Raw genomic sequence first — 4,174 nt, 5'->3', positions numbered from 1 at the left:
TTCTAAAAGCCTTGGCACCACAGGAATAAAATGAGGTTTTACTTCTTTTAAATTATCGCCCAATTTATCAATAGACTCGGCAAAATAAATTTCAAATCCCATCATTTGATAATAATACAAAGCAAATCTTTCAAATATGTGGCAAATAGGTAAATAACTTAAAACCCTATGTTTTTCTGAATCAAAGTCTAAAGCATTTGCACTTACCAATGTATTTTGAACTATATTATTATGTGATAACATAACACCTTTTGGCGTTCCTGTTGTTCCTGAAGTATAAATTATAGTTGCTAAATTTGATGGAAGAACAGCATCTTTTAACTTATCTACTTCGTTTTGATTGGATGTGTCTTCACCTAATTTTAATAAGGATTCCCAACTTGAAACATTTTGAATAGTATCAAAAGAATAAATATCAGATAAACTAGTTTCTTCTTTAATTTTAAATACTTTATCATACAATATTTTGTCTGATACAAAACACAAAGAAGCATCGGAATGGTTTATGATATATTGATAATCTGTTGATGATATAGTTGGGTACAAAGGCACATTTATAGCTCCAATTTGTAAAATTGCTATATCTAAAATACTCCATTCTACTCTGTTGTTGGTGGTTACAACGGCAATTTTATCTGTTGGTTTAACTCCTAAACGCAATAGCGCTCGACTGATAGTATTTGCTTGTTGCAGGTATTGCTCTGTAGAAATAGCAACCCAATTACCCTGAATTTTTGAGTTAAAACACTTTAATTGAGGTTTAGTTTTCAATTGATTGTAAGCAAAATCAAACAATCGAGTTATTTTCGTTGTCATAATATATATTTGGTAACATGCAAATTATAAATAAAAAACGAATTTGCAAAACGAAATTTTTAACCTAGAAATTAAGCTTAAAATTAGATGGAATTTTATTTTAAGATTTAAATCTGATTTAGATTACCAAGTAGTTTAATATAGTGTTTTTTTAATCGTCGCTTTCCTCAGCACGTTCTAATAATTTATCATTAAAATTTTTAGTTCCTTTAGCGCCTAGTTTTCTAATACTTTCTACTTTTCTAATTAAATTTCCTGCGCCAGTTAATTTTTTCATTGTACCATCATAAGAACCTTGTACGGTTTTTAACTGATTTCCTACTTTAATTAAATCATCAGTTAAATTCACAAACTGGTCATATAAACGTCCGGCTTGTAAGGCAATTTCAATAGCGTTTTTTTGTTGTTTTTCGTTGTTCCACATACTATCTATAGTACGTAGAGTTGCCAAAAGGGTAGTAGGAGTAACAATTACAATATTTTTTTCAAAAGCTTTGTTATATAGCTGATTATCATTGTTTAAAGCAACTGCAAAAGCAGGTTCAATTGGTATAAAAAGCAATACAAAATCTGGTGAATCTATTTTGTAAATATCTTCATATTTCTTTTCACTTAATTGTTCAATATGTCTTTTTAAAGAGTTTACATGTTCTTTAATAAATTGTGCTTTTTGTGATTCATCATCAGAATTTACATATTGCTCATAAGCTGTTAAAGATACTTTTGAGTCGATAATCATTTTCTTTTCATCTGGTAAATGAATAACTACATCGGGCATAATGCGTTTACCTTCATCATTTACAAAACTTTGTTGCACAAAATATTCGCTATTTTTTTCTAAACCAGACTTTTCTAATACACGTTCTAAAACCAATTCTCCCCAGTTTCCTTGCATTTTACTATCGCCTTTTAATGCCTTTGTTAGGTTAATGGTTTCTTTACTCATTTGTAAGTTTAAATCTTTTAAACCAACAATTTGTTGACGTAATGCGGCGTGATAATCAATACTTTCTTTATGTGTTTCTTCAACTTTTCTCTCAAAAGTTTGTATTTTTTCTTGAAGCGGATTTAAAATAGTTTTTAAGTTTTCTTTATTTTGTTCCGTAAATTTATTCGATTTTTCTTCCAATATTTTATTGGCCAATATTTCAAAATCTTTCGAAAATTTTTCTTGTAATTTTTCTACTTCATTTTTATTTTCTTGTAATTTTTCTTCAAGGTTTTTAAGTTCAGATATTTTCTGATTGTACAACAAATCAAGTTGATGTTTTTGAGAGCTTAAATTATTTTTTTCCTCATTTAATGTGTTTAAAACTAGTTTTGTAGCTTCTTTCTCTTCAAGTAATAGTTTATTTCTAATATCAAGTTCTGAAGTTAGTTTTTCTAAGGTGTTTTTAGTTAATAATTTACCAATTATAAAACCAATGGCTAAAAAAAGTACCGCTATAATTACGTATAAAAAAGTAGTTGTCATTTCAATTTTTATTAGGTTACTAAATTAAGTGTTTTATATTTGCTGTAATAATTACTGTTAAAAAATAAGAAAGTAGTTATTAACAACCTTATGAAATTATTTGCAAAATTTATACTCCACACAATATTAGGATGGAAAATAGAAGGAAACTATCCAAAACATTTAAAAAAATATGTTATAATAGCTGCTCCTCATACGCATTGGCAAGATTTTCCTATAGCTATATTGTCTAAGTGGGCTAAACAAGCGGAAATAAATTTTATTGGTAAAGCTTCGTTATTTAAACCTCCGTTTGGATTTATTTTTAGATGGTTAGGCGGAACACCTGTAAACAGAAGTGAGAGTACCAATAAAGTACAAGCTATTGTAAATGTTTTTAATGAAAATGAAAATTTTGTTTTAGCATTATCTCCAGAAGGAACACGTAAAAGAATTGAAGAATGGAAAACCGGATTTTATTATATTGCAAAAGGTGCAAACGTGCCAATAGTAATGGCCACATTAGATTTTGGAACTAAAAAAGTGAAAATTTCTGAACCTTATTATTTAACAGATAATATGGAGAACGACTTTAATAATTTCTATAATTTTTTTAGAGGTGTTAAAGGTAAAGTTCCTGAAAATTTTAATCTGTAGTAGCTATTTATAAAAACTAAAAAACGTTATTCTGAATATATTTCAGAATATTATTGCTTTGATTGTTAATTAATTATGTCGACCTGAAACAAGTTCAGGTCGACAATATTTTTTATATAAATAGCTTTTTAAATTATAGTTTATCCTTTATAAAAAGGTAGTTTTACTACAATTGCAGGTATAGCTTTATTTCTAATTTGAATAAAAATTTCCGTTCCAATTTTAGAGTGCTCTTTAGTAACATAACCCATTCCAATTCCTTTTTTAAGTGATGGACTCATAGTTCCAGAGGTTACTTCTCCAATAACAGTATTATTAGTATCAACAATTTCGTAACCGTGACGTGGAATTCCTTTGTCAGAAATTTCAAAGGCAACTAATTTTTTTGTTACACCAGTTTCTTTTTGGGTTTTTAAATTTTCTGAATTTATAAAATCTTTGGTAAATTTAGTAATCCAACCTAAACCAGCTTCAATAGGCGATGTTGTATCATTAATATCATTTCCATACAAACAAAAGCCCATTTCTAAACGCAACGTATCTCTGGCAGCCAACCCAATTGGTTTAATTCCAAATTTTTCACCTACTTTAAAAACTTCGTTCCAAATATGTTCGGCATCTTTATTTTTAAAATAAATTTCAAATCCACCAGAGCCAGTATAACCCGTTGCAGAAACAATTACATTTTCAACACCAGCAAAAGTACCAATTGCAAAATTGTAATATTTCATATTAAATAAATCTAAATTAGTTAAAGGTTGTAATGCTTCGGCAGCGTCTGGACCTTGAATTGCCAACAAAGAAATTTCATCAGATTTGTTAATCATTTCTACACCTAAATTATTGTGTTTAGAAATCCAATTCCAATCTTTTTCTATGTTAGAAGCATTTACAACTAACATATACTCTTCATTTCCAATTCTATACACTAATAAATCATCTACAATTCCACCATCAGTATTTGGCATACAACTATATTGTATTTTACCATCGTGAAGTACAGAAGCATCGTTAGAAGTTACTTTCTGAATTAATTTTAAAGCATTTTTTCCTTTTAAATAAAATTCGCCCATATGAGAAACGTCAAAAACGCCAACACTGTTTCTTACAGTTTCGTGTTCTATATTAATTCCTTCATATTGTACCGGCATATTATAACCTGCAAAAGGTACCATTTTTGCACCTAAAGATTCATGAATATGTGTTAATGCTGTATTTTTCATTTACTATAATTTTGAAGCAAAAATA

The 4,174-nt window shown here is 28.4% G+C and carries 4 protein-coding genes; 1 reads left to right on the top strand and 3 read right to left on the bottom strand.

Annotated features, from left to right (window positions below; all coding sequences use genetic code 11):
- Window positions 1–816, bottom strand: an 816-nt coding sequence (locus ABY298_RS15245; RefSeq protein WP_372746910.1) for an AMP-binding protein, incomplete at its 3' end; no start/stop codon positions are given.
- A gap of 151 nt (window positions 817–967) precedes the next feature.
- Window positions 968–2,290 carry a DNA recombination protein RmuC gene (gene rmuC, locus ABY298_RS15240; protein WP_372746909.1) on the bottom strand — a complete coding sequence of 441 codons (1,323 nt, stop codon included), beginning with the start codon at window positions 2,288–2,290 and terminating at the stop codon, window positions 968–970.
- 90 nt (window positions 2,291–2,380) lie between these two features.
- Here rmuC and ABY298_RS15235 point away from each other — a divergent pair, with 90 nt between their 5' ends.
- The gene (locus ABY298_RS15235) at window positions 2,381–2,926 is read left to right on the top strand and encodes a 1-acyl-sn-glycerol-3-phosphate acyltransferase (protein WP_372746908.1); all 546 of its coding nucleotides are present in this window, start codon (window positions 2,381–2,383) and stop codon (window positions 2,924–2,926) included.
- A 140-nt stretch (window positions 2,927–3,066) separates the two neighbouring features.
- Here the strand turns inward: ABY298_RS15235 and gcvT are convergent, their stop codons facing one another.
- Complete coding sequence (gcvT, locus tag ABY298_RS15230; RefSeq protein ID WP_372746907.1) at window positions 3,067–4,149, bottom strand: glycine cleavage system aminomethyltransferase GcvT; 1,083 nt, start codon at window positions 4,147–4,149, stop codon at window positions 3,067–3,069.
- Window positions 4,150–4,174: the final 25 nt, after the last annotated feature.

It is taken from the genome of Lutibacter sp. (assembly GCF_041596795.1).
GTDB lineage: Bacteria > Bacteroidota > Bacteroidia > Flavobacteriales > Flavobacteriaceae > Lutibacter.
This window is presented reverse-complemented; position numbering and strand designations above follow the sequence as displayed.

What these genes read in the sequence shown, in the direction of transcription:
- rmuC (WP_372746909.1), bottom strand. Translation starts at nt 2,290, where the DNA reads ATGACAACTACTTTTTTATACGTAATTATAGCGGTACTTTTTTTAGCC.
- ABY298_RS15235 (WP_372746908.1), top strand. Translation starts at nt 2,381, where the DNA reads ATGAAATTATTTGCAAAATTTATACTCCACACAATATTAGGATGGAAA.
- gcvT (WP_372746907.1), bottom strand. Translation starts at nt 4,149, where the DNA reads ATGAAAAATACAGCATTAACACATATTCATGAATCTTTAGGTGCAAAA.